The sequence below is a fragment of the Pseudonocardia sp. TRM90224 genome, assembly GCF_021245725.1.
Classification (GTDB): Bacteria; Actinomycetota; Actinomycetes; order Mycobacteriales; family Pseudonocardiaceae; genus Pseudonocardia.
Window position 1 is genome coordinate 56,609 of sequence record NZ_JAJGSX010000030.1, and the last position, 25,746, is coordinate 82,354.

Genomic DNA, 25,746 nt, shown 5'->3' on the forward strand with positions numbered 1-25,746 from the left:
TTCGCCTTCGACATCCTGTTCGACTGCTCTGATCTGCATAAACACCTACCGGCTTTGCTGTCTTGACACCCCTCACCGAGGGTCCCATCATTCCAGAGACCGCAACCGATTGCGGCCGCGGTCCTCCGGACCAAGGAGGTTCTGTGCTCAACCGACTCCGTTGCACCCTGTTAGGCCTGATCGGAGCGCTGATCGCCGCGTCGCTCGCGGCGTGCGGCACCCCGCCGTCGGCGGGTGGCGGCACCGGGCCGATCACGATCGGCGTCTCGCTCCCGCTCACCGGGGAGTTCTCGCAGCCGGGCAAGCAGGCCGAGCGCGGCTACAAGGTGTGGCAGGACATGATCAACGCCAAGGGTGGGCTGCTCGGCCGGCAGGTGCAGCTGTCGATCGTCGACGATGCCAGCAGTCAGGACACGGTGGTCGCCAACTACACGCGCCTGATCACGCAGGACCGCGTCGACCTGCTGCTCGGCACGTTCTCCTCGCTGCTGAACTACCCGGCCTCCGCGGTCGCGGAGAAGAACGGCATGCTCTTCGTCGAGCCGGCCGGCGGGGCACCGAGGATGTTCGAGCAGGGCTTCCACTACCTGTTCTTCGCGCAGCCCGCCACCGCGCCGCGGCAGGCCGAGGTGTTCGTCAAGTGGATCGAGTCGCTGCCGGCCGACCAGCGGCCGGCGACGGCGGCCTACCCGCTCCTCGACGACCCGTTCACGACCCCGATCATCGAGACGATGCAGCACGATCTCGAAGCGCTCGGCGTGCGGACTGTGTACTCGGCGATCTACCCGCCGGAGACGACCAACTTCCAGCCGGTCGCGAGCGCGATCGCCCAGGCCGCGCCCGACCTGGTGGCGCAGGGCTCGCAGTTCGAGGACGGCATCGGGCTCGCCCGCTCGCTGCAGCAGCTGGGCTTCTCGCCGAAGATGCTCTTCCAGAGCAACGCGCCCAGCTTCGCCGGGCAGTACAGCAGCAGCGTCGGCGAGGCCAACACCGAGGGCGTCTTCTACACCGTGAGCTGGAACGAGCGGGCGGAGACGCCGCTCAACGCCGACTTCGTCCGGCGCTACACCGAGCTCTACAACAACGAGGCTCCGGCCGAGGACGCGGCCGACGCGTTCGCGGCCGCGCAGGTGCTGCAGGCCGCCGTCGAGGCCGTCGGGCGGATCGACCAGAAGGCGCTGGCCGACTGGTTGCACGCCAACAAGGTGACGACCATCCTCGGTGATCTCAGCTGGGACGCCACGGGCGCGCCGCAGTCGCAGTTCCTGCTCGCGCAATGGCAGAACGGCAGGGTCGAGATCGTCGCGCCCGCCGACCGGGCGACCACGACGACGATCGTGCACCCGAAGCCGGGATGGAAGTAGGACTCACGTGACGCAGCTGGTGCAGGCACTCGTGCTCGGCGTGCTGGTCGGCGGGGTGTACGCGCTGATGGCCTCGGGCCTGACCCTGATCTTCGGGGTCATGCACGTCGTCAACGTCGCGCACGGCGCCTTCCTGATCATGGTGGCCACGCTGACGTGGTGGCTGTGGTCGCGCACGGGGCTCGACCCGATCCTCGCGGCGCTGATCATGACGCCGCTCATGTTCGGGCTCGGGTGGGTGCTGCACCGGACCGTGCTCTCGCGGATCCGCGGCTCCTCGGTCTCGATGTCGGTGCTGCTGACGTTCGGGATCGCGCTGGTCGTCGAGGGCGTGCTCAACGTGACGGGCGGCAACGTGTTCCGCTCGGCCACACCGGAGTACTTCGACGAGTCGTTCGTGATCGCCGGGATGGCACTGCCCAAGCCGCACGTCTTCGGGTTCCTGACGGCGGTGGTCGTGCTCGGCCTGCTGCACGTCGTGCTGACCAGGACGTGGACGGGCCGGGCGATCCGGGCGACGTCGCAGAACCACACGGGTGCGGCGCTGGTGGGGGTGAGCGCTGCGTCGACCGCGGCGCTCGCCTTCGCCATCGGCATCGCGACGACCGGCGTCGGGGGCTCGGTGCTCTCGGTGCTGTACCCGTTCTTCCCGGCCTCGCACTACGACTGGATCTCCCGGCTGCTCGGGATCATCGTGCTCGGCGGGATGGGCAGCCTGCCGGGCGCGCTTGTCGGGGCGCTGGTGCTGGGCCTCGCGGAGACGTTGACGGCGACCTACCTGGGCCTGCAGTGGTCGACGCTCGTGTTCTACGTCGTGATCATGGGGGTGCTGCTGGTGCGGCCGCAGGGGATCTTCGGGACCCGGCTGCGCGAGGACGTGGCGACGTGAGCGTGTTCTCCGCGTTCGCCCGGCGGCCGTGGCTGCTGCCGGTGCTCTTCGGGGCCGGGTTGGCGCTCTACCCCGTGATCCGCCCGTACGACATCTACCCGCAGACCGTGCTGCTGCTGGCGTTCCTACTGGCGATCCAGGCGGTCGGGTGGAACATCATCTCCGGGTACGCGGGCTACGTCTCGCTGGGGCACAGCGTGTTCGTCGGGCTCGGGTCGTACACCGCGGGCGTCCTGAGCGTCCGGATCGGGCTCAACCCGCTGCTGGCGGCGCCGCTGGGCGGCATCGTCGCCGTGGTGGCGGCGGTGCTCGCCGGCGCCGTGGTGCTGCGCACCCGCGGGCACGCGTTCGTGATCATCACGATCGCGCTGCTGCTGGCCACACAGGTGATCGCGGTGAACTGGGACGCCCTGACCAACGGTTCCGACGGGATCACGCTGCCCCTGCCGCCCTGGTCGCGCGACATCCAGAACGTGCCCTTCTACGTCGCGTTCCTGGTGCTGATGCTGGCCGGCGTCGCGTTCAGCGCGTGGATCCGGCGCACCCGGTTCGGCACCGGGCTCGTGGCGATCCGCGAGGACGAGGGGAAGGCGGCGTCGATCGGCGTCGACACCACCCGATTCAAGATCACCGCGTACGCCGCGAGCGCGTTCTTCCCAGGCATGGCCGGCGCGGTCTACGCGTACTTCCTGACGTTCCTCAACCCCGTCGGCGCCTTCAACGTGCTCGGCAGCGTCATGATCGTGCTCGCGGCGCTGGTCGGGGGCCGGGGCACGCTGTGGGGGCCGGTGATCGGGGCGTTCGTCGTCAGCATCAGCGCCGAGCTGGCGACCGTCTACGGCGGCGGCGCGCAGAGCCGGGTGCTGCTGTTCGGCGGCGCGCTCGTCGTGGTCGTGCTCTTCCTGCCTGCCGGGCTGCTGCCCGTCGTGCAGGCGTGGTGGCGACGGCGCCACCCCGTCGCGATCGAGTACACCGACCAGGGCGGCGCGCTCTCCGCCGGTCGGTACGAGCTGCGTCCCCGCGTCGAGCCCGTGCCCGTCGAGCCAGGGCCCGTCCAGCACGACGTCCCGCTGCTGGAGGTGCGCGGGGTGACGAAGCGGTTCGGCGGGCTCGTCGCCGTCGACAACGCCGACCTGACGGTGCCGCGCGGCAGTATCACGGCGCTGATCGGCCCCAACGGCTCCGGGAAGACCACGCTGTTCAACCTGGTCACCGGGACGATGCGGGCCGACGCCGGCGAGGTGCGGTTCGACGGCACCCGCATCGACCGGCTCCCGCCTTGGCAGCGGGGCCACCTCGGGCTCGGCCGGACGTTCCAGCTCACCCGCCTGTTCCGCTCCATGACGGTGCTGGAGAACATGGTGGCGCCGATGCCCGACGGCAGGTGGCGCACGATGGTCGCGGACGCGCGGGACGGCCGGGAGGCGGAGCGTGCCCGCGAGCTGCTGGCGTTCGTCGGCATGGCGCGGTTCGCCGACACCCCGGCCGGTGCGCTCTCCTACGGCCAGCAGAAGCTGGTCGAGCTCGCGCAGGTGCTGATGACCGAACCGAAGCTGGTGCTGCTCGACGAGCCGGCGGGCGGCGTGAACCCCAGCCTCGTCGCCCGCCTGTCGCAGATCGTGCGCGATCTGAACGCTCAAGGGGTCGGGTTCCTGGTGGTGGAGCACAACATCCCGATGGTGCTGGAGCTGTGCGACCCGGTCGTCGTCTTCTCCAGGGGCAGCGTGATCGCCCACGGCCCGCCCGACATCGTCCGCAACGACCCGGTCGTCCTCGACGCGTACCTCGGCGAGGACTGGTCCGACGGAGCCTCGCCCGCGGTCGCGGAGGTGCTGAAGTGAGCCCGGCGCTGGAGCTGTCCGGGGTGGTCGCGGGCTACGGCGGCGGCGACGTGCTGCAGGGCGTCGAGCTGGTGTGCCATCCGGCGACCGTCACCTGCATCGTCGGGCCCAATGGCGCCGGCAAGTCGACGGTGCTGCGGGTCGTCTCGGGGCTGCTGCGGCCCCGGGCCGGCACGGTGACCCTGGCGGGCGAGCCGATCGGCGGCCGCGACCCGGAGGAGATCCTGCGCCGCGGCGTCGCGCAGGTGCCGCAGTCGAACGCGCTCTTCGCGTCGATGTCGGTGCGGGAGAACGTGCTGATGGGCGGCTACCTGATCCGCCGGCAGCGGCAGCTGCTGCGCCGGCGCTACGCGGAGGTCGTCGAGCGCATCCCGGTGGTCGCGGAACGGGCCGCCGACCCGGCCGGCAACCTCTCCGGCGGGCAGCGGCGGATGGTCGAGATCGCGCGCTGCCTCATGCTCGACCCGTCGCTGATCCTGCTCGACGAGCCGTCGCTCGGCCTCGACCCGCGCAGCCTCGCCGCGGTCGCGGCGCTGATCAAGCAGCTCAACGCCGACGGCGCGACCGTGTTGCTGGTGGAGCAGAACGTCCGGCTCGGGCTGGGGCTCGCCACCCACGGCGTCGTGATGGAGGGTGGCACGGTGCGCCTGCACGGGCCGGCCGCGGAGGTCACCGCCAACCCGGAGATCGCTACGCTCTATCTCGGCGGCGCGCCTTCAGCGTGACGGCGGTGCCGTCGACCCCCGCAGCACCAGCCGAACGGGCAGGGTGAGTGTCTTCGCGACGGCCGGGCCGCCGTCCATCTGCTCCAGCAGGAGCCGGGCCGACTCCGTGCCGAGCTCGTACTGCGGCACCCGGACGCTGGTCAGCGGCGGGCTCAGCTCGTCGAGGAACGGCATGTCGTTGAAACCGGTGAGCGAGATGTCGTCGGGGCAGGAGAGGCCATGCGCGCGGATCGCCCGCAGAGCACCGAGCGCGATGAGGTCGTTCGCGGCGACGACGGCGGTCGGCAACGGGTCGGCGGCGTCGAGCACCTTCCGCATGGCGTCGAACCCGGCGGGCGCGGAGTAGGTGCTGGTCTCGACGACGGATGGCGGGATGCCGTGGGCTGCGACCGCGTTCAGGTAGGCCTTCGTGCGGGCGTGCCCGGTCGAGAGCGTGACCGGGCCGGCGAGGTGGGCGATGCGGCGGTGGCCGAGCTCGGCGAGGTGGTCGACGACGGCCGTGATGCCCGCCGTGTCGTCGCCGGTGACGAGCGGGAACATCGGCGGATCCGTGCCGCGGTTGACCAGCACCGTCGCGATGCCGCGGTCGTGGGCCGACTGGACCAGCGGGTGGGTCCGGCGGCCGGTGGCGAGGATGAACCCGTCGACCTGGCGGCCGAGCAGGGTGTCGAAGTGGGCGGCCTCACGCTCGGCGTCGTTGTCGGTGTTCGCGACGAGCGCGGTGTAGCCGCGGGGGAAGAGCACGTTCTCGATGCCGCGGACGATCGGCGGGAACAGCGGGTTGGTCAGGTCGGGGATGAGCACGCCCACCGTGAGGGTGCGGCTGGTGCGCAGGCTCCGTGCGGTGGTGTTGGGCGTGTAGCCGAGCTGCTTGGCCACGGCGAGGATGCGACGAGCGGTGGCGGGGTTGACCTGGCCGCTCGTGGCGGGGTTCAGTGCGCGCGACGCGGTCGCCTTGTGCACGCCGGCGAGCCGCGCAACGTCGGACATGGTCGGCCGCTTGTCCATGTGGAGCACCGTACGCATTCCCTCTTGCCGCAGCAACCGATCCGCACCGGACGTGCCTGATCGAGGTGGTTGACAGGGGCGCTGATGTGGCACATCGTTGACTGCAACCGGTTGCATTCGCGGCCCATGGAGAAGCGGAGTCGATGCATGGCGACAACCATCGGGTGGATCGGCGCCGGCCGGATGGGGGCGGCGCTCGTGCGGCGGTTGCTCGCCGCGGGGCACGACGTCGCCGTGCAGAATCGCACGCGCGCGAAGGCGGAGCCGCTGGCGGAGCTGGGCGCGACCGTCGTCGACCGACCGGTGGACCTCGCCGACCGCGACGTGGTGTTCGTGATGGTCTCGGCTTCGGCCGACCTCGACGAGGTGTTGGTGGGCGAGGGCGGCCTGCTCACCGCGCCCGGTCGTGCGCCGGGTGTCGTCGTCGACTGCTCGACGGTGTCGAGCGAGGCGTCGGCCGCCGCGCGGCGAGAGGCCGGCAAGCGCGGGGCGGAGTTCCTCGCCGCGCCGGTCAGTGGCAACCCGAAGGTCGTCACCGCCGGGATGCTGACGCTCGCGGTGTCGGGTCCGCGTGCGGTCTTCGACCGGACGGAGCCGCTGCTGCGCGAGCTGGGGCGGGGTGTCACCTACGTCGGCGAGGACGAGGTCGCGCGGCTGGTGAAGATCTGCCACAACGTGTTCCTCGGGGTGGTCACCCAATCCCTCGCGGAGATCACGGTGCTCGCCGAGAAGGGCGGCACGAGCCGCGCGGCGTTCCTGGAGTTCCTGAACGACTCGGTGATGGGCTCGGTGTTCACCCGCTACAAGTCGCCGGCGTTCGTGAACCTCGACTTCGCACCGACGTTCACCAACCCGCTGCTGCGCAAGGACTTCGACCTCGGGCTCGCGGCCGGGCGCGAGCTGGGCGTGCCGATGCCGGTCGCGGCCACCGCGGCGGAGCTGGTGTCGTCCGCGATCGGGGCCGGCTACACCGAGGAGGACTTCGCGACGTTGCTGCTGGAGCAGGCCCGCCGCTCGGGCATGGCGCTGGAGGCGGAGGACGTGCCGGTCGACGACGGGTTGGCGGGACGCGCCGGCGCGGACGAGGCATGACCAGGCCGATCGCCGCGCCTGGACACGGCAGTGTCGATTTCGAGATGCGGGTCGACTTCGACCGGCTGCGCGAGTACCGGCTGACCAGGGCCAGGGCGTCGCTCGACGCGAGCGAGTGCGGCGCGTTCCTGCTGTTCGATTTCTACAACATCCGCTACACCACCTCGACGTGGATCGGGGGTGCGCTCGGCGACAAGATGACCCGCTACGCGCTGCTCACCCGCGGCGGCGAGCCGATGCTGTGGGACTTCGGGTCGGCGGCACGCCACCACCAGCTGTACTCGCCGTGGCTCGCGCCGGAGAACTGCCGCGCCGGGATGCTCGGGCTGCGTGGGGCGATCGCGCCCGAGGCTGGGCTCATGCGCGAGGCCGTCACGCAGATCAAGGACCTGCTCACCCAGGCCGGGGTTGCCGACGCGCCGGTGGGGGTCGACATCGTCGAGCCGCCGTTCCTGTTCGAGATGCAACGGCAGGGGCTGCACGTCGTCGACGCGCAGCAGCTGATGCTCGACGCGCGCCAGATCAAGTCGCCCGACGAGATCGTGCTGCTGTCGCAGGCGGCCGCGATGGTCGACGGCGTCTACCAGGACATCGTCGAGGCGTTGAAGCCCGGCATCCGGGAGAACGAGATCGTCGCGCTGGCCAGCAAACGGCTCTACGAGATGGGTTCCGACCAGGTCGAGGCGATCAACGCGGTGTCGGGCGAGCGGTGCAACCCGCACCCGCACAACTTCTCCGACCGCCTCATCCGGCCGGGTGACCAGGCGTTCTTCGACATCATCCAGAGCTACAACGGCTATCGCACCTGCTACTACCGCACGTTCGGCGTCGGCAGCGCGACGGGCGCGCAGCGCGACGCGTACACGAAGGCGCGGGAGTGGATGGACGCGTCGATCGAGATGGTCAAACCCGGGGTCGGCACCGATGAGGTGGCGCTGGTCTGGCCGGCGGCGACCGAGTTCGGGTTCGCCGACGAAATGGCGGCGTTCGGGCTCCAGTTCGGGCACGGCCTCGGGCTCGGCCTGCACGAGCGGCCGATCATCTCCCGCCTGAACAGCCTCGAGCACCCGGTGGAGATCCAGGCGGGCATGGTCTTCGCGCTGGAGACGTACTGCCCCGCGACCGACGGGTTCTCCGCGGCGCGGATCGAGGAGGAGGTCGTCGTGACCGACAGCGGGGTCGAGATCCTCACCCGCTTCCCGGCCCAGGAGCTGTTCGTCGCGAACCCGTACTGACCGCAACCTCCCCACCGTTTTGGGCACCTGCGCGCTCCCAGGGCGCGCATCCACCCAAAACGATGGGGAAGTTGCCCACCGTTTTGCCAACTTGCACGCCCTCTGAGGTCTGCAGGTTGGCAAAACGGTGGGGAAGTTCCGGTGTTGCGCGCGTCAGTCGGCGAGGAACTCCAGGAGGGTGGCGGCCAGGGGGCCGGGTGCCTGCTCGGCGACGTGGTGGCCCGAGTCGATCCCGTGCCCGACGATCTGCGGGCACCACGGGCGCCAGACGGCGAGCGGGTCGCCGTACAGCTCCTCCATGTCGTCGCGCGTCGACCAGAGCATCATCGTCGGGCAGGTGATGGTGCGGCCCGCGTCACGGTCGGCGGCGTCGGCGGCCCGGTCGATGCCGAGGCCGGCGCGGTAGTCCTCCACCATGGCGTGGACGGTCGCCGGGTTGCCGATCGCGGCGAGGAAGTCGGCGTGGTTCTGCGGGCCGAGCCGGGCGGGCCCGTTGCTGGTCCAGGCGTTGTACCAGGTCTGCGGGTCGGCGCAGATCACCCGCTCGGCGGGCTTCTCCTGCTGGGCGAAGAACCACCAGTGCCACCACGCTGCGGCGAACTTCTCGCCGCAGCGCTCCAGCGCCTCCAGCAGCGGCACCGCGTCGAGCACGACGAGCCGCCGCACGGCGTCGGGGTGGTCGAGTGCGGTGCGGTAGGCGACGTACGCGCCGCGGTCGTGCCCGACCACGTCGAACCGCTCGTGCCCGAGCGCGCGCATCAGCGCGACGACGTCGGCGGCCATCGCCCGCTTCGAGTACGGCTCGTGGTCGGCCGTGGTGGGCGGCTTGGACGACTCGCCGTACCCGCGCAGGTCCGGGCACACCACGGTGTGCCGCTGCGCGAGCCGTGGCGCCACGTCGTACCAGGTGGTGTGGGTGCGCGGGTGACCGTGCAGGAGGACGACGGGCGGCCCGGACCCGCCGTGGCGAACCCGCAGCCGCACCGGGCCGACGTCGATCCGCTCCAACGCGAAGGTGTCGAACATACGTCGACGTGCCCCGCGTCGATCACGAGGAAACGCTTCACGTCGTCCGGCGCACCTTGACGGTGTTGTTGGCGCGTGGCCCGTGCCCGCCGTCGGGCAGCACCTGGTGTGCGACGTGCTCGTCGCACACCAGCACCTCCCACCCGGTGTCGGGCAGCTGCAGCGCGGCGAGCGTCTCCTGCGGGGTCGGCAGCACGACGTGCTCGCCCTCCCAGTGCCCCTCGCCGCTGTGGCTGAGCACCAGCAGCACTCCACCCGGCGCGACGGCGGCGACCGCGGCGCGCAGGACGTCGTCGCGGGCCAGGCCGGTGTGCGCGTGCAGGAACGCGGCGCTGACCAGGTCGTACGCGCCGGCGGGGAACGACTCGGCGAAGTCGTGCCGCTCGAACGTGATGCGCCCGACGACCTTGGCGTCCTCGGCGTGCGCGGCGGCCCTGCGCAGCGCGACCCCGGAGACGTCGACCGCGGTGACCTGCCATCCCCGCCTGGCCAGCCAGATCGCGTCGCCGCCCTCCCCGCAACCCAGATCGAGGGCGCTACCGGGCGTGAGCCCCTCGACCTCCTCGACGAGCGCGGCGTTCGGCTTGCCGCTCCACATCCGGTCGGCCTCGGAGTAGCGGGCGTCCCAGTACTCGCGGGCGAAGCTGGGGCGGGCGGCATTGGTTGCTTCGGCCGACGCGGAGAACGGCTCGTGGCGGGTGTCCATGCGACCGACTCTCCGCGCAACGCGGCCGAACTGACAACTCCAGTTGCCGCTTCAGCAAACTCTCACCCGGGTAGCAGGAACGACAGGGCCCAGTACGCGAGCGCGGCCACCAGCGCCGCCATGGGCAGCGTGAGCACCCAGGCCACGGCGATGTTGCCGGCGACGTTCCACCTGACGGCGGAGAGGCGTTTGGTCGCGCCGACCCCGAGGATCGACGAGGTGATCGTCTGGGTCGTCGAGATCGGGGCGGCGAAGGCGAAGGCCGTTGTGTACAGGACGGCCGAGGCGGTCATCTCGGCGGCGAACCCGCGGGGTGGGTCGAGGTCGATGATCCGCCGCCCCAGCGTCCGCATGATCCGCCACCCGCCGGCGTACGTGCCGGCCGACAGAGCGCCGGCCGACAGCAGCACCACCCACCACGGCACTTCGAAGCCCTCGTGGTAGCCGCCGACGACGAGCGCGAGCACGATCACGCCCATCGTCTTCTGCGCGTCCTGCAACCCGTGGCCGAGCGCCATCGCCGCGGCCGAGACGGTCTGCGCGTGCCGGAATCCTCGGGTCAGCTGCGCCGGCCGCCCCTTCCGGAAGATCCACAGCAGCGCCGTCATGACCAGGCCGGCCAGCACGAACCCGACGATCGGGGAGAGGACCATCGGGATCACGACCTTGTCGATCACCCCGGCCCACTGCACCCCGCCCGCGGCCGCGAGGGCCGCCCCGACGAGCCCGCCGATGAGCGCGTGCGACGAAGACGAGGGAAGCCCGAAGTACCACGTGACGAGGTTCCAGACGATCGCGCCGATCAGCGCGGCGAGGACGACCAGCAGCCCGGCATCACCCTGCGGCGGGGCGATGATGCCCTTGCCGACGGTGGAGGCGACCTCCGTGCCGAGGAAGGCGCCGATCAGGTTCATGACGGCGGCCATGATGAGCGCCGTCCGCGGGGCGAGCGCCCGTGTCGCCACCGACGTGGCGATGGCGTTGGCGGCGTCGTGGAAACCGTTGGTGTAGTCGAACGCGAGCGCGACGACGATCACCAGGATGATCGCGGCGAGCTCCATCAGGACTCCTTGACGGCGATGCTCTCGACGGTGTTCGCCACCGTCTCGAAGGCGTCAGCGGCGTCCTCGAGGATCTCGACCACCTCCTTCAGTTTCAGCACGGTCAGCACGGCGGTCGGCGGGCTCGCGTCGGCCGGGGCGAGCAGGTCGGCCAGCAGCGTGCGGTACACGTCGTCGGCCTCCTCCTCGATCGAGTTGACGTTGATCCAGTACTCCTTGAGCTGCGCCAGCTTCTCCAAGCGCGGCATCGCCTCCGCCGTCGCGGCCGCGCAGCGCTGCAGCAGCCGGCACTGGACCGCGATGCCGGAGGGGAGCGTGTCGAGGCGGTAGAGCACGATCCGGTCCGCCGCCTCCTCGATCTTGTCCATCACGTCGTCGAGCGAGGACGCGAGACGGTAGATGTCCTCGCGGTCGAACGGTGTGACGAAGGTCGAGTTGAGCTTGATCATGATGTCGTGGGTCAGCGTGTCACCCGCGTGCTCGGCGTCCTTGACCTGCGTCGCGAACGCAGCGCGGTCCGCGGGGTCGGCAGCGACGAGCTCTGCGAGCAGGTCCGCGCCGGCCGCGATGTTCTGCGCGGCCTGGGTGAACAGCGGGTAGAACCCGCGCTCGTGAGGGGACAATCTGAATGCCATGGCGTCTCTCTACCGTGACTGCGCCGCGTGACCAAATCGGACATCCGGTCACGCGGCGCAGTTCCACACGGTGAGACGCTCAAACGGCTGCGTCGAGGCCCTGCTGCTTGAGCCGCTCGCGGGTGTTGGGGTTGACCGATTCGCGGAACGGCATGTCCACGACCTGGGCCGGCACTGCCTCGCCCGCCACCGCGGCGTACTCGTCGGGCAGCGCGACCCGCAGGTGGGTGCCCAGCTCGGCCAGCGCGTTCGGGACGAACGCCATCGCGATGTTCGTCTCCAGCTCGGGGGAGAACCAGGGCGAGGTCACGTAGCCGACCGGGTCGTCGCCGGTCTCGGGCAGCACGAGCCAGAAGTCGGGCGCGTAGTCGTCGATCGGCTTGCCGCCCAGCACGAGACCGACCAGGCGGTGCGTCCACGGCGGTGTGCCGGCCTCCATCGCCGAGCGGGCCGCCTCCAGCGCGGCCTTCCCGACGTAGTCGCCCGGTTTGGTGCGCGGCACCTGGTAGCCGAGGTTGACCTGGAACGGCAGCGTCTCGACGTCCATGTCCTGCCCCCACGACAGGATGCCCGCCGCGACCCTGCGGTGGTGGGCGGGCGCGATCACCGCGAGGTTGTGCGCGACACCCGCTTCGCGCACCCGCCGCCACAGCTTCTCGGCGTGCAGCGTGGCGTCCCGCAGGTAGATCTCGTAGCCCTTCTCGCCCGTGAACCCGGTCTGCGAGACGACGACGTCGCAGCCGGCGATCTGGCCCGCCCACAGCCCGTAGGACGGGATCTCCTGCGCGGCGGGCCCGATGAGGTCGGTCATGAGGTCGATCGACTTGGGCCCTTGGATCTGCATGGGGCAGACGTCGATCTCGGTGATGTCGACGTCGAACCGCCGGCCGACGTTGATGCCCTCCAGCCAGAACCGCAGGTCGCTGTCGGAGAGGCTGAACCAGAACTCGTCGTCGGACAGCCGCAGCAGCACCGGGTCGTTGAGGATGCCGCCCTTCTCGTTGCAGAGGATCACGTACCGGGCGCGCATGCTGGGGATCTTGGTGGCGTCGCGCGTGATGACGAAGTCGACGAACGCCTCGGCGTCGGGCCCCTTCACGCGGATCTGCCGCTCGACCGAGACGTCCCACAGCGTGACGTGGTTGACCAGCGAGTCGTACTCCACCATCGCTCCGCCGGCGTCGTTCCGGACGTAGCCGCGGGGGTGGTAGACGCGGTTGTAGACCTCCGCCCGCCAGCAGCCGGCCTCCACCGAGAGGTGCCAGTACGGCGACTTGCGGATGCGGGTGGAGATCAGCATCTGCACGGGCGTGCGCCCGGACTGCCGGAGGTTGATGGGTACGGAGCGGTCGGACTGGTCGACGGTCGGCTGGTTCGCGTGCTCGGGCATGCCGCCTCCATCCACGATGACGTGACGCGCGCCACTAAACCCCGCCGGAACGCGCCGGTCAAGCGTCTGGCGCATGCCGTTGCGTCAACCGCAACAGTCTGGATTCACTAGCTCCACCAGGCATGGAAGTGGTGCTGCGGCCCGTGCCCGCTGCCGACGTCGAGCCGCTCGCTCGCGATGAGCGCCTGCGTGAGGTACGTCTTCGCGTCGGCGACGGTGCTCACCCAGCTGGCGCGCTGCGGCCGCAGCGCCGTGATCGCCGCGGAGAGCGTGCAGCCGGTGCCGTGGGTGTTGCGGGTGTCGATCCGCTCGGCGGTCAGCTCGGTGATCGCGCCGTCCATCAGCAGCAGGTCGGGGCACTGCGCCGACTCCAGGTGGCCGCCCTTGAGCAGCACGCCGTCGCACATGGCGCCGAGCCGCTCCAGCTGGGCGCGCATCTCGAGCTCGTCGGTCGCTTCCTTCTCGCCGAGCAGGTCGGCGGCCTCCGGGAGGTTCGGGGTGATGAGGTCGGCGAGCGGTAGCAGCTCGCTGCGCAGCGCCGCGACGGCCTCGGCGGCGAGCAGCCGGTCGCCGCTCTTCGCCACCATCACGGGGTCGACCACCAGCACGGGCGGGCGGTGGCGGCGCATCGCGTCGGCGACGGCGACGACGACCTCGGCCCGGTCCAGCATGCCGATCTTGACGGCGTCGACGCGGACGTCGTCGAACAGCACGTCGATCTGGGTGGTGACGAACTCCGCCGGCACCTGCTGGATCGCGACGACACCCTGCGTGTTCTGGGCGACGAGCGCGGTGATCACCGATGTGCCGTACGTCCCGAGCGCCGAGAACGTCTTGAGGTCGGCCTGGATGCCGGCGCCGCCGCTGGGGTCGGTACCCGCGATCGTCAGGACATTGGGGATGGCGCTGCTGGTCGTGCCTGTCATCTCGTGAACTCCCTACGCCGGTACGAGCCGGATCAGGTTCTCCGGTCGGCGGGGGTCGTCCGCCCTCTCAGCCCGCGCCCGGGCTCCCGTGCTCCGGAACCGACGCTAGCACGCGAAGACACCCTGGCCTGGTCATCAGAAGGTCACTGCATACCGAGCCGGGCGAGCGGCTCCAGCAGCTCGCGCTCCTCGTAGGAGAGGTGGGAGAGCAGTGCGTCGGTGAGCAGGTCGACGGCGCCGCGCAGCGCGGGGGTGTCGGCGGAGCCGACGAACGCGACGAGCGACCGGTCGACCCGCTCGAGCACCTCGTGGATCACCCCGTGCTCCTGCTGGAGCCGGTCGACGACCGGCGTGAGCCGCGGGTCGGCGCGGCGCAGGTGCGGGAAGAGGCTCATGTCCTCGATGGTGTGGTGGGTTGTGACGATCCGGCAGTAGGAGGCGCAGTAGGCGCCTACCGTCCAGCTGTTCTGGCGGATCGTCATCTCGGCGATGTGGTTGCGCGCGGTCGCGGGGGCGACGTCGCCGGTGGTGACCTGCTCGACCAGGTCGCGCAGCTGTCGGAGCTCCTCGCGGAGCTGGTCGTGCACGGCGACGAGGTGCTGCGACCCCGCGATGTCGGCCGGGCGGTAGGCCCGGTCGGGGTCGTGCGCCGGCCCGGTCGGTCGCTCGGCCTCGTCCCACGCCTGTTCGAGACTGTGACGCACGCCGTCGTCGGGTGTCGGTCGCACCGGGAAGCCGCCGGTCGCTGTGGCAACCGGTCTCTCGACGGGGCGGGGCGGGAGGTCGGGCAGCTCGCCGCGCCGCTCCAGGTCGACCAGCTCGCGCACGGCCGGCGCCACCTCGGCGGCGAACCGGCGGATCATGTCGGGGTCGTCGGAGGCCAGCACGAAGCCGCTCATGCCTTGCGCGAGCGCGAGGTCGGCGAGCTGCTCGGCCCACGCGGCCGCGGTGCCCTGCAGGAATCCCGCACCGCGGTCGAACGCGCCGGAGATGTTGTAGAGCCTGCGGACGTCCGACGGCTTGCGGCCCGCGGCGAAGGCGGCGTCGTCGACGCGTGCGTTCATGTCCGGCAACGTGTCCGGCCCGGCGTAGGCGCTGCTGGGAAGCCAGCCGTCGGCGAGCCGGCCGGTGAGCGCCAGCATCTTGGGCTTGTAGGCGCCGACCCAGATCCCGACGTTGTGCGCCGGGGCCGGGCCCGGTCGAGCGCCTTGGACATGGTGGTGGCGCCCGCCGGCCCGCACCCCGCGCTCGCCGGTGCCCCAGAGCGCGCGGATGACGTCGATGCCTTCCGCGAGCGCCTCGATGCTCTCCGCGGTGGTCAGCCGCTCGTGCCCGAGCGCGACGATGCCGTTCCAGAACGCCCCGGCGCCGAGGCCGAGCTCGACGCGGCCGCCGGTGAGCAGGTCGAGGCTCGCGACGCTGCGGGCGAGGATCGCGGGGTCGCGAAGGGGCAGGTTGGCGACGTTCGGTGAGACGTGCACGGAGCTGGTGCGCGCGGCGATGACCGAGAGCAAGGTCCAGGTGTCGAGGAAGGCGTGCTGGTAGGGGTGGTCCTGCACGGTGACCAGGTCGAGCCCGGAGCGCTCGGTGAGCTGCGCGAGCTCGACCACCTGCGCGGGGTCGGCCGCGGTCGGGGTCAGGAACGTCCCGAACATCATGTCGTGCCCGTAGTCGGCCATCGCCACCCTCTCAAACGTCTGCACGACAGACGATACCAGTCGAGATGGTCTGTAGCTCAGACGACCATGTCAGGTGTCCGGGTCGCGGTCTGCTGGTGTCACAGTGATCCCGTTGCGGCGCAGCAGGGCTGCCGTGACGCCGGCGCCGGCGGTGACCGAGCCGGTGAAGGTGCCGTCGTAGCGCTGCCCGCAACCGCACGACGGGCTGCGCTGGTGGAGCGTCGCGTGTTCGGCGCCGACGGCCGTCGCGATCGCCAGCGCGCGGCGGGCGCCCACCACGTACTGCGCCGTGACGTCCTCACCGTCGTCGGTGCGGACGGTGGCGATGCCGTCGAGGACGTCGTCCCCGTCGCCGCCGACGATCTCCGCAGGCTGCCGCGGGGTGGTCAGTCCACCGAGCATCTCGGGGCAGGCCGGCACGGCGGTGCCGGCATCGACGGCCGCGACGACCTCGGCGTTCGTCCGCGACTGCCCGTCGTAGCGGCAGTGCATGCCGGCCAGGCATGCGCTGACCAGCCTGATCGTCATCTCATGCGCCGGAGAGGAACGGGCGGAGGTGCGCCAGGGTGGCCTCCGGGGCCTCCTCGACGAGGAAGTGGCCGGTGTCGACGGACGCTCCGCGCACGTCTGCGGCGCGGGTTCGCCAGACGGCGAGGACCTCGTCGCCGCCGTTGCGGCCCACGATCCCGCGCGACCCCCACATCGAGAGCACAGGCATGTCGAGCAGGCGGCCCTCGTCGGCCCGGTCGTGCTCCAGGTCGATCGACGCGCCGGCCCGGTAGTCCTCCAGCATCGCGTGCCGAACGGCCGGGTCGGCGAACGCCCGCTCGTACTCCGCGAGCGCGTCCGGCGCGAAGACGTCGAGGCTGCCGCCCCAGCCGCCGAGCAGCTTGTGCAGGTAGTACATCGGCTCCGCGCTGATCAGCCGCTCGGGCAGGTCGAACGGCTGGATGAAGAAGAACCAGTGGTAGTAGCCGGTTGCGAGGTCGCGGTCGACGTTCGAGTAGACGTGCAGCGTCGGGAGGATGTCGAGCACGGCGAGCCGCTCGACGGCGTCGGGGTGGTCGAGCGCCATCCGGTGCCCGACCCGCGCGCCGCGGTCGTGCCCGACCACGGCGAACCGCTCGTGTCCGAGCTCGCGCATCACCGTGACCTGGTCCTGCGCCATCGCCCGGAACGAGAAACCGGAGTGGTCGTCGCCCTCCGGCGGGCGCGACGACGACCCGTAGCCGCGCAGGTCGGGCGCGACGACGGTGTGGTGCTCGGCCAGCTGCGGCGCGATCGGGTGCCACATGGCGGAGCTCTGCGGGAAGCCGTGCAGCAGCAGGACGGGCGGGCCGCTGCCGCCGTGCCGCACCGAGATGGTCGCCGTGCCGGTGTCGATCTGCGATCGCTCGAATTCGTCGAACACCCGCCGACCGTACCGCGCGTGATCGACGGGCCCGTCTTAATGAAAACGATTTGCGTCTAGGCTTGGGTGTGTGATCGAAACCGACAGCTCCACCCGCCCACGTTCGGTGCTGCGGGACGGGCGCTTCCTCCGGTTGTGGGTGGGCACGACCGCGTCCGGCCTCGCGACGTGGGCGCTGCCGTTCGTGCTCGGCCTCGCGGTCTTCGAAGGCGCGCTCGACGCCGTCGGGCTCGGCGTCGTGCTCGCGACGCGGACCGTGGGGTTCCTGCTCGCGGTGCCGCTGGCCGGGGTGCTCGCCGATCGCTACGCGCGCCGCCCCGTCGTCGCGGTCGCGGGACTGGCGGCCGCACTGGCCACGCCGCTGATCGCGTACGGGCTCGGCCGGTCCGTGCTGCTCATGGCCGTGGCGGCGGCCGTCGCGGGCGCTGGCCAGGGCGCCTGCCGGCCGGCGTTCCAGGCGCTGACCGCGGAGGTGGTGGACGAGCCGCGGCGACAGTCGGCGAACGTGATGACGACCCTGGCGGTCCGGGTCACGACCCTCGTCGGGCCGACGCTGGCCGCGCTGCTCGCAGTGGTCGCCGGCGTGCGCGTGACGCTGCTCGTCGTCGCCGCGCTGTGGCTCGCGGCAGCGCTCATTCCCCCTGGCGGCGCGCCGGTATCGACGAGGTCTGCGCGTCGCGACTCCATCTGGCGCGAGTTCGGCGACGGCCTGCGCGAGGCGCGCCGCCATCCGTGGTTCGTGGCGGGGCTCGGCGCGCTGACGGCTGTGATCCTCACCGGCTACTCGGTGACCGGCGTGGCGCTGCCGCTGGTCAGCCGCGACCGCTACGGCAGTGAGGCAGTGCTGGCCTCCGCTGCGACGGCGTACGTCGTCGGGGCGCTGATCGGTGCGCTGCTGCTCGCGCGCTGGCGCCCGTCGACGCAGGGCCGGTGGGCGCTGGCCGGCCTTGCGGTGTACGGGTTCGCGCCGCTCGCGCTGCTGCTCCCGGTGCCTCCCGCGGTGGTCGTCGCGGCCTACGTCATGGCCGGGTTCGGGATCGAGCTGTTCAACGTCCCGTGGTTCACCGCGACCCAGCGCGAGGTGCCGCCGCACCTGCTGGCCAGGGTCTCCTCGATCGACTTCCTGTTCTCGTACGGCCTGGCCCCGGTCGGGCTCGCGCTGATCGCGCCGGCCATCGGCGCGTTCGGGCTCGCGCCGGTGCTCGCGGTCTGCGCGGCGGTCTGCTTCGCGGCGCCCGCGCTGGCGATGCTGGTCCCGTCGGCGCGGGGGTTCCGGCGCGAACCGGTCAACCCGGACGGTTGAACTGAAAACGATTGTCATTAAGATGTGGCTGTGACCGTCACCCGCTCGAGTGAGCCGATCCACGACCACATCGCCGACGCGCTCGCCGACCCCGCTCCCGTCCAGGTGGCCGACGGGCTGGTCTGCCTCCGATTCGAGATCATGAAGGTGCGTTCGGCGCTGGGGGCGGTGCGCAGGCTGCTCGCGGAGGGCCGGGTGCGCCCCGGCGACACGCTCGTCGACAGCTCCAGCGGCATCTACGCCCACGCGCTCGCGCTCGCCTGCCACCGCTACGGGATGCGCTGTCACATCGTCGGCTCGACCACCGTCGACCGCGTGCTGCGCATCCAGCTGGAGATCCTCGGCGCGACGCTGGAGCAGGTCCGCCCGTCGGCCGACCTCAAGCTCGACCAGAGCCTGCGCGTGCAGCGCATCGGCGAGCTGCTGCTGGCCAACCCGAGCTACCACTGGATGCGCCAGTACCACGACGACGTGCACTACGCCGGCTATCGGGAGATCGCCGAGCGGATCGACCGCGCGCTGCCGGAGCGTCCGCTGACCGTCGTCGGCGGGGTCGGCACCGGCGCCTCGACGGGCGCGCTCGCGACGTACCTGCGCCGGGCGGGGCGCGACGTCGAGCTGGTCGGGATCCAGCCGTTCGGCAGCGTCACGTTCGACGCCGGGCACACCGCGGACCCAGACATGATCATCGCCGGGATCGGGAGCGCCATCCCGTTCCGCAACGTCCGGCACGAGCTGTACGACCGCGTGCACTGGACGGCGTTCCCGGTCGCACGTTCCGGTGCGGTCGCGATGCTGCGCGACACGGGGATCTTCGCCGGGCTCTCCGCGGGCGCCGCCTACGCTGTCGCGCGCCACGAGCGGCGCCGCGCTCCCCGTCGCACCGTGGTGTTCCTGGCGCCGGACACGGGACACCGTTACGTCGACGCGGCGTTCGCCGGGCACGAGACGGTCGCGCCGGTCGAGTCGCTGAGCCCGCTCGACGTCGACGACGTCACCGAGCTGCAGCTGCCGTGGTCGATGACGGAGAACGTGCCCGGTCGGGTCCCGGCCGGGGCGCTGGCGTGAGGGCGGTCGACGGGCTCACGGCGGAGGTGCTGGCCGGGGAGCACGGGCCGCACCCGGCCGACGTTGTCGCCACCAGCGTGTTCTGGGTGCACCACGGCACCCGCCTCGCCGGCGCCCCCACGACGTACCGCAACCAGTACCTGTTGGTCAGGGTCGGCGCGGCGTTCGGGGCGTGCGCGTTCGAGCCGGGGGAGGTCGACCCGGACCTGTGCGCGGGCGCGTCCGGGCGGACGCTCGACGTGCTGCTCACATCCGGCCCGTCCGCGCTGCGGGCGGCCGCGCTCGACGCATACCTCGCGGCGGCGCGACCGCACGCCGATGCCGCCGACCGGCGGGTGCTGCTGCCGGCCGGGGCGCCCGAGGTCCGCGCCCGCGCCCGGGACGCCGCGGTCGCCGGCCTGCTCGACGTCGCGGCCGGCGCGAAGGTGGCGCTGATCGGCGTGGTGAACCCGCTGGTCGCGGCGATCCGGGAGCGCGGAGCCGTGCCGCTGCCGTGCGATCTGAACCTGCGCGAGACCCAGTGGGGCGACCCGGTCACCCCCGAGATGGACGGCGTGCTCGACGCCGCCGACGCCGTCGTGGCGACCGGGATGACGCTCGGCAATGGCACGTTCGACGTCATCCTCGAACGCTGCCGCCGCCGGGACCTGCCGCTGGTCGTCTACGCGCAGAGCGGAAGCGCTGTGGCGCGCGCGTTCCTGGGCGCGGGCGTGACTGCGCTCTCCGCGGAACCGTTCCCGTTCTCCCAGTTCAGCGCCGACGAGACCGCGCTCTACCTGTACGGACGGGCCGCGTGACCCAGATGCTGGAGAAGGCGGCGCCCGCCGATGACCTCGGCAGATCCCGGCGGAGCCGGCGCACCGCGCTCTGGGTCGGCGGGCTGCTGGTGGCGCTCGTCGCGAGCGTGCCGGTGGTGATCGGGCTCGGACCGGTGCCGATCGCGCCGTCGACCGTCGCCGCGATCGTCGGACACCACCTGGTCGGCTTCCCCACCGAGGTCACGTGGAGCGCGTCGGAGGACAGCATCGTCCGGCTGGTGCGGGTGCCGCGGGCGCTGCTCGGGGTGGTGGTCGGCGCGGCGCTCGCCGCCGCGGGCGTGGTGCTGCAGACCCTCGTGCGGAACGTGCTCGCCGAGCCGTACCTGCTCGGGGTCACGTCGGGGGCGTCGACCGGTGCCGCGGTCGTGATCCTCTTCGGTGCCGGGGCTGCGGCCGGGGGCGGGGCGTTGACGGGCAGCGCGTTCCTGGGTGCGGTGCTGGCGACCGGGGTCGTGTTCCTGCTTGCCGGGGTGCGCGGCTCGGTGACGTCGGTGCGGCTGCTGCTGGCCGGGGTATCGGTCGGGTACGTCCTGCAGGCGGTCACCAGCTTCCTGATCTTCTGGTCGGACGCCCCGGAAGGCGCCCGGGACGTCCTGTTCTGGCTGCTCGGCTCGCTCGCGCAGGCCCGCTGGTCGGCGGTGGCCGTCAGCGCGGGCGTGGCGGCCGTGAGCGGTGTCGTGCTGATGGCGATGGCACGGCGGTTCGACGCGATGGCGATCGGCGACGAGACCGCGCGGTCGCTCGGCACCGACCCGGCCCGGTTGCGCGCCTGGGCGCTCGGCGTGGTCGCGCTGCTCGTCGGCGCCGTGGTCGCGGTCTCCGGCGGCATCGGGTTCGTCGGGCTGGTCGTGCCGCACGTCGCGAGGCTGTGCGTGGGCGGGGCCCACCGCAGGTTGCTGCCGGTCGCCGCACTGATCGGTGCGCTCTTCCTCGTCTGGGCCGATGTGGCCGCGCGGCTCGTGTTCAGCCCGCGCGAGCTGCCGCTCGGCATCGTCACCGCGCTCGTCGGCGCGCCCTTCCTGATCCTGCTCGTCCGCCGCATGCGTGCGGCCTGATCGTCTTCGGAGAACCCACGTGCGTTTCCCACGCCTGCTCGTCGCGCTGGCCGCGGCGGGCTGCCTCACCGCCTGCGCCACCCCCGCCCCGGCCCCTTCACCGCCCTCCGGGGAGGGCTTCCCCGTCACCGTCGAGAACTGCGGCCGGCAGGTGACGTTCGACGCCCCGCCGCGGCGGGCGCTCGTGCTCGGCGGCGAGGCCGGTTCGCTGGTCAGAGCCGCCGGCGCGGTCGAGCGCATCGCCACGTTCGGCGCGATCGACGGCGAACCGCTCGGCGCCGCACAGGCTGATCTCGGGGCCCGCGCGCAGCTGCCCGTGCCGGGATCCGGCGCGGTCGCCCGGGAGGTGATCATCGCCCAGCAGCCCGACGTCGTGATCACGTTCGGCCTCAACGAGACCACCCCGGAGGACCTCGCCGCCGCCGGCATCCCGGCGCTGCAGCTCGCCGGCCGCTGCCCCGGCGACCCGGGCCCGCGTGGCCTGGAGGCGATGTACGCCGACATCGAGACCTACGGCCGGGTGTTCGGCACCCGGCCGCAGGCGACGGCCGCCGTCGCGCAGCTGCGCGAGCGGGTCGCCGCGGCCGGCCGGCGGGTGGCCGGGATCGGGGCAGGCAGAGGGGCGGCCGCGCTCTTCGTCGGCGCGCCCGACAGCCCGCTCGGGGCGTACGGGCGGCTCAGCACCGCGCACCAGCAGCTGGAGGCGCTCGGGTTCCGCAACGTCTTCGACGAGGTCGCGAAGCGGCACTTCGAACCCGGCACCGAGCAGGTGATCAGCGCGGCGCCCGAGGTCGTCGTCGCGCTCTACCAGGCGAGCGGGTCCACCGAGCAGACCGTCCGGTCGTCGCTGGCCGCGCGCGCCGAGCTGGCCGGGGTGCCGGCGCTGGCGAAGGGGTCGGTGCTGCCGCTGGACTACTTCTACGCGGGCAACGGCCTGCTCGCCGTCGACGGGCTGGAGCGGCTCGCCGACCAGCTGGCCGCGCTGCCGTGATCACCGCGCAGGACATCGTCGCGGGCTACGCCGGGACGCCCGTGCTCGCCGGGGTCGGGCTGGCCGCGGGAGACGGCGCCGTCGTCGGGCTGATCGGGCCCAACGGCAGCGGGAAGTCGACGCTGCTGCGCACCCTCTACGCCGCGCTCGCTCCGTCGGGCGGGGCGGTGCTGCTCGACGGCGAGTCCGTCGCCGCACTGCCGGGGGGTGAGCTGGCCCGCCGGGTCGCCGTCGTGGCGCAGGAGCACCCGCCGGAGCTGCCGATCACGGTGGCCGAGATGGTGCTGCTCGGCCGCTCGCCCCACCGCGGCACCTTCCAGGCCTACACCGCAGCCGACCACCGGATCGCCGCGACGGCGCTGCGCCGCGTCGGCATGCGGGAGCACGCCGAGCGCGGCTTCGCGACGCTCTCCGGCGGGGAGAAGCAGCGGGTGCTGATCGCCCGCGCGCTGGCGCAGGAGACCGGCCACCTGCTGCTCGACGAGCCGACCAACCACCTCGACATCCACTACCAGCACGAGATCCTCGCGCTGGTGCGGACGCTGGGCGTGACCACCGTCGTCGTGCTGCACGACCTGAACCTCGCCGCCCGCTACTGCGACGAGCTCGTGCTGCTCGACGCCGGGCGGGTGGCGCGGGCCGGCCCGGTGGCCGACGTCCTGCGTCCCGAGGTGCTCGAACCGGTCTACCGCGTGGGCGTCCGGCTGGTCGAGGACGAGGAGTGCGTGCAGTTGGTGTTTCGCGCTAGGCAGCCGGCAGCGGCTCCCGTCGCGGCGACGTCCAGCTCTCCAGCGACCACGCCATCTCCCAGAACCGCACCTCGTGGCGGCACCCGAGGGTGAACGCCTTCGCCATGCGGGCCCGCTCAGCCGGCCCGGCCTCCTCGGCGAGCTGGTCGATGCGGGAGCGGAAGTTCTCCAGCGTCAGCCGGCACGTCGGGGAGGCGTAGAACTCCCACCAGCCGCGGAACGGGTTGTCGGCGGCTGGCGGCTCCTCGGTCATCGCGCGCGTGCCGGCCCAGATGTAGGTCCACACGCACGGCAGCAGCGCGGAGAGCAGCACGGGGAGGCTGTCGTGCGCGGCCGACTCCATGTGGTTCACGTACGCCTGCGCCGAGGGCGCGAGCTCCTTCTGCAGCACCTCGTCGTAGCGGATGCCGACGGCGTCGCAAAGCACGTGGTGCGGGTGCTGCTCGTCCTCGAGCAGGAAGCGGATCTGGTCGTTGAACCACGCCACCCACGCCCGGTCGGGCGAGCGGGTGATGCCGTGGCCGTAGCAGCGCAGGAACGCGTTGAGGTACTGGTGGTCCTGCCCGACGTAGTGGGTCACCTGCTCCGCGCCGAGGGTGCCGTCGTGCAGGCCGCGCAGGAACGGGTGCTCCCAGAACTCGGTGAACAGGTCGTCGTTCTGCGCGCGCAGCTCAGCGGTGAAGGACATGGGTGCTCCGCTCCCGTGATCAGGTGGTGATGGTGGGACGGCACACCGGCAACGTCGCGTCGGACTGCCTCATCGGGCGACTCCCTACGCCGGTGTGATCCGGATCAGGTTCGACGGTCGGCGGGGATCGTCCGCCCTCTCAGCCCGCGCCCGGGCTCCCGTGTCTGGTCTCCGGACCGTAACACCCCCGATCGGGGCCGAGGAAGATTTTTCCGGTTCTTGCGCGTGGGGATGTCGAGGACGTCGAACCGGCTCCGACCGGAGGGCAGAACGGGCCACCGGGGCCCTGACGACCCGAGGAGCACACGATGATCACCTGCGACATGGCGGTGTCGATCGACGGCTACGTGGCCGGTCCGAACCAGCGCGCCGACGCGCCGTTCGGCGACGGGGTGGGCGACAGCCTGCACCAGTGGATGTTCGAGGCTGCGGAGGAGAACGCCGCCGAGATCGCGGCGATCACGGACGCCGGCGCCTTCGTCATGGGCCGCAACATGTTCGGGCCCGGCCGCGGCGAGTGGGACCTGGACTGGACGGGCTGGTGGGGGCCGGAGCCGCCGTACCACGCACCGGTGTTCGTGCTGACCCACCACGAGCGGTCGCCCGTCCAGATGGAGGGCGGCACCACGTTCCATTTCGTGACCGGTGGCATCGAGGAAGCGGTCACCCGTGCGCGGGCGGCCGCGGGGGAGCGCGATGTCTCGATCGCAGGCGGCGCCGCGACGGTGAACCAGGCGCTGGCCGCGGGGCTGGTCGACGAGCTGCGCCTGCACGTCGCGCCGGTGCTGCTCGGGCAGGGTGAGCGGCTCTTCGACGGGGTCGGGCGCACCGAGCTCACGCCGGCCGGTGTGCGGCAGACGGCGCTGGTCACGCACCTGCGCTACACGCTGTCGCGCACCGCGGGCTGAGCGTCGCGGGCCGGCTCTCCCTTTCCGGGACGGTCGACCACGGTCGACTGCAGCCGCTCCATGGCGATCGCGCCGAACATCACCACCAGCGGCACGGCGGCGGCGAGAACCACGAACCACACTGCTGTTGCGATCACGACGGGCCCCTTTCGTCGACCATCAGCCTTCTCGATCCGGTGTTGCTGGGGTACCCGCCCGCAGGACAGCTACCGGTGCGGGAGGGCAAGGGTTTCCTCACCGTCCGGCAAGCAGGTCGAGCACCAGGGCGAGCGGTGACCATGTCGCCCGGCCGCGGCGGGTGACGGCGTACGCGCGCAGCCGGACGTCCGGGCCGCTCAGCGCGAGCAGCGCGACCCCCGGCCGGACCGGCTGGTCGGCCGGCAACAACCCGACACCGAACCCGGCGACGACGAGGTCCTGCACCAGCTCCAAGCTGTCGACGCGGTGCGAAATGCGTGGTTCGAAGCCGGCCATGGCGGCGATCGTCCGGATCACCTCCTCGTCGGCTGTGTTGCGCGAGTTGACGATCCAGTCGACGTCGCGGAACGTGCCGACGACCTCGGGGGAGCCGTCGGCCGGCACGACCGCTGTCGCCGGCACACCCAGGCTCCACGGCGTCGACCAGAGCGGGCGCCACTCGACGGTATCCACGAAATGGGCCGGGGCGAGGTTGAAGTCGTAGGTGAGCGCGAGGTCGATGTCGTCGGTCGCGAGCAGCTCGAACGCCTCGGCGGGCTCGTGCTCGTGGATCAGCAGCCGCACGTTGGGGGTCGAGCCGGCGAGCGTCTCGACGATCGGCAGCAACGCGCGGCGCACGGCCGTCGCGAAGCCCGCCACCCGCAGCGTCCCGGTCGGGTCGGCGGCGGGGTCGAGGTCGAGCCGGGCGGCGTCGACGGCGGCGAGGATCACGACGGCGTGCTCGGCCAGCCGCCGGCCCGCCGGGGTGAGCCGGACCCGCCGGCCGTCGGGTTCGAGCAGCACCGCGCCGGTCTCCTTTGCGAGCGCGGCGATCTGCTGCGAGACGGTCGAGGTGGTGATGCCCATCTCATCGGCGACGGCGCGCATCGAGCCGAGGCGGGACAGGTCGAGCAGAAGCTGCAGGCGGCGCGTCTCCACGAGCACATCATTCAGGATTCATGAACGGTATGTCGATGAATGACACGTGGACACGAACGATG

Annotated in this window: 26 protein-coding genes and 2 riboswitches; of the genes, 13 read left to right on the top strand and 13 right to left on the bottom strand. The window is 71.9% G+C overall.

Annotated features, from left to right (window positions below):
- Positions 1-143: 143 nt before the first annotated feature.
- The 4 genes from LL648_RS31010 to LL648_RS31025 are packed head-to-tail and all read left to right on the top strand — an operon-like array spanning position 144 to position 4,819.
- Positions 144-1,364, top strand: coding sequence for an amino acid ABC transporter substrate-binding protein (locus LL648_RS31010; RefSeq protein WP_232666330.1), 1,221 nt, complete (start codon positions 144-146; stop codon positions 1,362-1,364).
- 7 nt (positions 1,365-1,371) lie between these two features.
- On the top strand, positions 1,372-2,253 hold the full coding sequence (locus LL648_RS31015) for a branched-chain amino acid ABC transporter permease (RefSeq protein ID WP_232666331.1): 882 nt from the start codon (positions 1,372-1,374) through the stop codon (positions 2,251-2,253).
- The gene (locus LL648_RS31020; RefSeq protein WP_232666332.1) at positions 2,250-4,094 is read left to right on the top strand and encodes a branched-chain amino acid ABC transporter ATP-binding protein/permease; all 1,845 of its coding nucleotides are present in this window, start codon (positions 2,250-2,252) and stop codon (positions 4,092-4,094) included. The genes LL648_RS31015 and LL648_RS31020 overlap by 4 nt, the downstream gene beginning before the upstream one ends.
- Entirely contained in the window at positions 4,091-4,819 is a 729-nt protein-coding gene (locus tag LL648_RS31025) for an ABC transporter ATP-binding protein (protein WP_232666333.1), read from the top strand. The genes LL648_RS31020 and LL648_RS31025 overlap by 4 nt, the downstream gene beginning before the upstream one ends.
- On the opposite strand, the gene LL648_RS31030 is transcribed toward LL648_RS31025, so the two are convergent.
- Positions 4,811-5,827 carry a LacI family DNA-binding transcriptional regulator gene (locus LL648_RS31030; RefSeq protein ID WP_232666334.1) on the bottom strand — a complete coding sequence of 339 codons (1,017 nt, stop codon included), beginning with the start codon at positions 5,825-5,827 and terminating at the stop codon, positions 4,811-4,813. The two genes, LL648_RS31025 and LL648_RS31030, sit on opposite strands and share 9 nt — an antisense overlap.
- Positions 5,828-5,974: 147 nt before the next feature.
- Here LL648_RS31030 and LL648_RS31035 point away from each other — a divergent pair, with 147 nt between their 5' ends.
- Together LL648_RS31035 and LL648_RS31040 are read left to right on the top strand one after the other, a co-directional pair.
- Positions 5,975-6,919, top strand: coding sequence for an NAD(P)-dependent oxidoreductase (locus LL648_RS31035; protein WP_232666335.1), 945 nt, complete (start codon positions 5,975-5,977; stop codon positions 6,917-6,919).
- Complete coding sequence (locus LL648_RS31040) at positions 6,916-8,154, top strand: M24 family metallopeptidase (RefSeq protein ID WP_232666336.1); 1,239 nt, start codon at positions 6,916-6,918, stop codon at positions 8,152-8,154. The genes LL648_RS31035 and LL648_RS31040 overlap by 4 nt, the downstream gene beginning before the upstream one ends.
- Before the next feature lie 153 nt (positions 8,155-8,307).
- Here LL648_RS31040 and LL648_RS31045 read toward each other — a convergent pair whose 3' ends face one another.
- The 9 genes from LL648_RS31045 to LL648_RS31085 form a co-directional block, all read right to left on the bottom strand.
- A complete protein-coding gene (locus tag LL648_RS31045; protein WP_232666337.1) occupies positions 8,308-9,180 on the bottom strand; it encodes an alpha/beta fold hydrolase in 873 nt (290 codons plus the stop codon).
- Positions 9,181-9,217: 37 nt separating this feature from the next.
- Positions 9,218-9,886: a class I SAM-dependent methyltransferase gene (locus LL648_RS31050; protein ID WP_232666338.1), complete on the bottom strand. Its 669-nt coding sequence runs from the start codon at positions 9,884-9,886 to the stop codon at positions 9,218-9,220.
- 62 nt (positions 9,887-9,948) lie between these two features.
- Entirely contained in the window at positions 9,949-10,947 is a 999-nt protein-coding gene (locus LL648_RS31055; RefSeq protein ID WP_232666339.1) for an inorganic phosphate transporter, read from the bottom strand.
- Positions 10,947-11,582, bottom strand: coding sequence for a DUF47 domain-containing protein (locus LL648_RS31060; protein WP_232666340.1), 636 nt, complete (start codon positions 11,580-11,582; stop codon positions 10,947-10,949). The genes LL648_RS31055 and LL648_RS31060 overlap by 1 nt, the downstream gene beginning before the upstream one ends.
- Before the next feature lie 79 nt (positions 11,583-11,661).
- A complete protein-coding gene (locus LL648_RS31065; RefSeq protein ID WP_232666341.1) occupies positions 11,662-12,972 on the bottom strand; it encodes an aminomethyltransferase family protein in 1,311 nt (436 codons plus the stop codon).
- A gap of 107 nt (positions 12,973-13,079) precedes the next feature.
- On the bottom strand, positions 13,080-13,898 hold the full coding sequence (thiD, locus tag LL648_RS31070) for a bifunctional hydroxymethylpyrimidine kinase/phosphomethylpyrimidine kinase (RefSeq protein WP_232666342.1): 819 nt from the start codon (positions 13,896-13,898) through the stop codon (positions 13,080-13,082).
- A riboswitch (TPP riboswitch) is annotated at positions 13,891-13,998 on the bottom strand. It overlaps the preceding gene by 8 nt.
- A 43-nt stretch (positions 13,999-14,041) precedes the next feature.
- Positions 14,042-15,601, bottom strand: coding sequence for an LLM class flavin-dependent oxidoreductase (locus tag LL648_RS31075; RefSeq protein ID WP_232666343.1), 1,560 nt, complete (start codon positions 15,599-15,601; stop codon positions 14,042-14,044).
- A 45-nt stretch (positions 15,602-15,646) separates the two neighbouring features.
- Positions 15,647-16,105, bottom strand: coding sequence for a DUF523 domain-containing protein (locus LL648_RS31080; protein ID WP_232666344.1), 459 nt, complete (start codon positions 16,103-16,105; stop codon positions 15,647-15,649).
- Between the two features lies 1 nt (position 16,106).
- Positions 16,107-16,988, bottom strand: a complete 882-nt coding sequence (locus LL648_RS31085; protein ID WP_232666345.1) for an alpha/beta fold hydrolase — start codon at positions 16,986-16,988, stop codon at positions 16,107-16,109.
- A 70-nt stretch (positions 16,989-17,058) separates the two neighbouring features.
- Between LL648_RS31085 and LL648_RS31090 the strand changes: the two genes are divergently transcribed.
- From LL648_RS31090 to LL648_RS31115, 6 genes are read left to right on the top strand one after another with little or no spacing between them, the layout of a single operon-like run.
- Positions 17,059-18,291 carry an MFS transporter gene (locus LL648_RS31090; protein WP_232666346.1) on the top strand — a complete coding sequence of 411 codons (1,233 nt, stop codon included), beginning with the start codon at positions 17,059-17,061 and terminating at the stop codon, positions 18,289-18,291.
- Positions 18,292-18,321: 30 nt separating this feature from the next.
- The gene (locus tag LL648_RS31095; protein ID WP_232666347.1) at positions 18,322-19,359 is read left to right on the top strand and encodes a pyridoxal-phosphate dependent enzyme; all 1,038 of its coding nucleotides are present in this window, start codon (positions 18,322-18,324) and stop codon (positions 19,357-19,359) included.
- On the top strand, positions 19,356-20,156 hold the full coding sequence (locus LL648_RS31100) for a Rossmann-like domain-containing protein (RefSeq protein WP_232666348.1): 801 nt from the start codon (positions 19,356-19,358) through the stop codon (positions 20,154-20,156). Before LL648_RS31095 ends, LL648_RS31100 begins: the two co-directional genes overlap by 4 nt.
- 5 nt (positions 20,157-20,161) lie before the next feature.
- The gene (locus LL648_RS31105) at positions 20,162-21,232 is read left to right on the top strand and encodes a FecCD family ABC transporter permease (RefSeq protein WP_232666388.1); all 1,071 of its coding nucleotides are present in this window, start codon (positions 20,162-20,164) and stop codon (positions 21,230-21,232) included.
- A gap of 19 nt (positions 21,233-21,251) precedes the next feature.
- Positions 21,252-22,223 carry an ABC transporter substrate-binding protein gene (locus LL648_RS31110; RefSeq protein ID WP_232666349.1) on the top strand — a complete coding sequence of 324 codons (972 nt, stop codon included), beginning with the start codon at positions 21,252-21,254 and terminating at the stop codon, positions 22,221-22,223.
- The gene (locus LL648_RS31115; protein WP_232666350.1) at positions 22,220-23,065 is read left to right on the top strand and encodes an ABC transporter ATP-binding protein; all 846 of its coding nucleotides are present in this window, start codon (positions 22,220-22,222) and stop codon (positions 23,063-23,065) included. Before LL648_RS31110 ends, LL648_RS31115 begins: the two co-directional genes overlap by 4 nt.
- On the opposite strand, the gene tenA is transcribed toward LL648_RS31115, so the two are convergent.
- On the bottom strand, positions 22,968-23,660 hold the full coding sequence (tenA, locus tag LL648_RS31120; RefSeq protein WP_232666351.1) for a thiaminase II: 693 nt from the start codon (positions 23,658-23,660) through the stop codon (positions 22,968-22,970). The genes LL648_RS31115 and tenA overlap by 98 nt on opposite strands.
- Before the next feature lie 64 nt (positions 23,661-23,724).
- Positions 23,725-23,832, bottom strand: a riboswitch (TPP riboswitch).
- A gap of 136 nt (positions 23,833-23,968) precedes the next feature.
- Between tenA and LL648_RS31125 the strand changes: the two genes are divergently transcribed.
- The gene (locus tag LL648_RS31125; protein WP_232666352.1) at positions 23,969-24,568 is read left to right on the top strand and encodes a dihydrofolate reductase family protein; all 600 of its coding nucleotides are present in this window, start codon (positions 23,969-23,971) and stop codon (positions 24,566-24,568) included.
- Here LL648_RS31125 and LL648_RS31130 read toward each other — a convergent pair.
- Positions 24,541-24,705 carry a hypothetical protein gene (locus LL648_RS31130; RefSeq protein WP_232666353.1) on the bottom strand — a complete coding sequence of 55 codons (165 nt, stop codon included), beginning with the start codon at positions 24,703-24,705 and terminating at the stop codon, positions 24,541-24,543. The two genes, LL648_RS31125 and LL648_RS31130, sit on opposite strands and share 28 nt — an antisense overlap.
- A 97-nt stretch (positions 24,706-24,802) precedes the next feature.
- Positions 24,803-25,684: a LysR family transcriptional regulator gene (locus LL648_RS31135; RefSeq protein WP_232666354.1), complete on the bottom strand. Its 882-nt coding sequence runs from the start codon at positions 25,682-25,684 to the stop codon at positions 24,803-24,805.
- Between the last annotated feature and the right edge of the window lie 62 nt (positions 25,685-25,746).

Excerpts from the sequence above, each read along its gene's own strand:
- LL648_RS31030 (WP_232666334.1), bottom strand. The coding sequence starts at position 5,827 with ATGGACAAGCGGCCGACCATGTCCGACGTTGCGCGGCTCGCCGGCGTG.
- LL648_RS31035 (WP_232666335.1), top strand. The coding sequence starts at position 5,975 with ATGGCGACAACCATCGGGTGGATCGGCGCCGGCCGGATGGGGGCGGCG.
- LL648_RS31040 (WP_232666336.1), top strand. The coding sequence starts at position 6,916 with ATGACCAGGCCGATCGCCGCGCCTGGACACGGCAGTGTCGATTTCGAG.
- LL648_RS31045 (WP_232666337.1), bottom strand. The coding sequence starts at position 9,180 with ATGTTCGACACCTTCGCGTTGGAGCGGATCGACGTCGGCCCGGTGCGG.
- LL648_RS31050 (WP_232666338.1), bottom strand. The coding sequence starts at position 9,886 with ATGGACACCCGCCACGAGCCGTTCTCCGCGTCGGCCGAAGCAACCAAT.
- LL648_RS31055 (WP_232666339.1), bottom strand. The coding sequence starts at position 10,947 with ATGGAGCTCGCCGCGATCATCCTGGTGATCGTCGTCGCGCTCGCGTTC.
- LL648_RS31060 (WP_232666340.1), bottom strand. The coding sequence starts at position 11,582 with ATGGCATTCAGATTGTCCCCTCACGAGCGCGGGTTCTACCCGCTGTTC.
- LL648_RS31065 (WP_232666341.1), bottom strand. The coding sequence starts at position 12,972 with ATGCCCGAGCACGCGAACCAGCCGACCGTCGACCAGTCCGACCGCTCC.
- thiD (WP_232666342.1), bottom strand. The coding sequence starts at position 13,898 with ATGACAGGCACGACCAGCAGCGCCATCCCCAATGTCCTGACGATCGCG.
- LL648_RS31080 (WP_232666344.1), bottom strand. The coding sequence starts at position 16,105 with ATGACGATCAGGCTGGTCAGCGCATGCCTGGCCGGCATGCACTGCCGC.
- LL648_RS31105 (WP_232666388.1), top strand. The coding sequence starts at position 20,162 with ATGCTGGAGAAGGCGGCGCCCGCCGATGACCTCGGCAGATCCCGGCGG.
- tenA (WP_232666351.1), bottom strand. The coding sequence starts at position 23,660 with ATGTCCTTCACCGCTGAGCTGCGCGCGCAGAACGACGACCTGTTCACC.
- LL648_RS31125 (WP_232666352.1), top strand. The coding sequence starts at position 23,969 with ATGATCACCTGCGACATGGCGGTGTCGATCGACGGCTACGTGGCCGGT.